At 66.2% G+C, this 784-nt stretch carries 1 protein-coding gene; it reads left to right on the top strand.

What is annotated here, in order from left to right; translation table 11 throughout:
* The coding region (locus tag OC446_RS30545) for an efflux RND transporter permease subunit (RefSeq protein WP_262032615.1) at positions 1-623 on the top strand (623 nt) is incomplete at its 5' end.
* Positions 624-784 lie beyond the last annotated feature (161 nt).

The following is a 784-nucleotide window of genomic DNA, read 5'->3' as shown; positions in this document are numbered from 1 at the left end:
AGGCCCGCCTCAAGATCGTGGTGCCGGTCACGCTGCTGATCATCTTTCTGCTGCTCTACCTCAACTTCAAGCGTCTCACGGAGACGTTGATCGTGATGCTGTCGCTGCCATTCGCGCTGGTCGGCGGGCTGTGGCTGATGTGGTGGCTTGGCTTCAACATGTCGGTCGCGGTGGCGGTCGGGTTCATCGCGTTGGCCGGTGTGGCTGCTGAGACCGGCGTGATCATGCTGATCTACCTTGATCACGCCATGAAGGAGGTGCAGGCCGCGCGTGCTGCCCAGGGCCGCGCCTTCACCCGCGAGGACCTCTACGAAGCGATCATGGTCGGCGCCGTGGAGCGGGTGCGACCGAAGATGATGACCGTTGTCGCCATCATGGCGGGCCTGATCCCGATCCTGTGGAGCACGGGCACCGGATCGGAGATCATGCAGCGCATCGCCGTCCCGATGATCGGCGGCATGGTCTCGTCCACGGTGCTGACGCTCGTGGTCATCCCGGCGATCTACGCCCTCGTGAAAGGGCGCGGGCTGCCGCGGCAGCAGGACACGATCTCGAGCCGCGACGGCGGCCACGAGCCCCTGTCTGCACGCCTCGGAAACGCGCTGCCGCGGGCGGCCGAGTAACCGCCATGAACGTGACCACCATGGATTGTAACCGCCCGCAAGGGCTTCTCTGCTGCGGGTGTCGGCTCGGCACCCGCGAGGCCTTCACCGCCGGACAGGCTCAGCAATGAGGTCGCACATCGACCGTGGTCTGGCGCGCCTCGAGCGGGAGACCTAGGCCC

The organism is Microvirga sp. Mcv34, from assembly GCF_024519725.1.
Classification (GTDB): Bacteria; Pseudomonadota; Alphaproteobacteria; order Rhizobiales; family Beijerinckiaceae; genus Microvirga.
The sequence above is the reverse complement of the archived record's forward strand: the minus strand, read 5'-3'. Positions and strand labels throughout refer to the sequence as shown.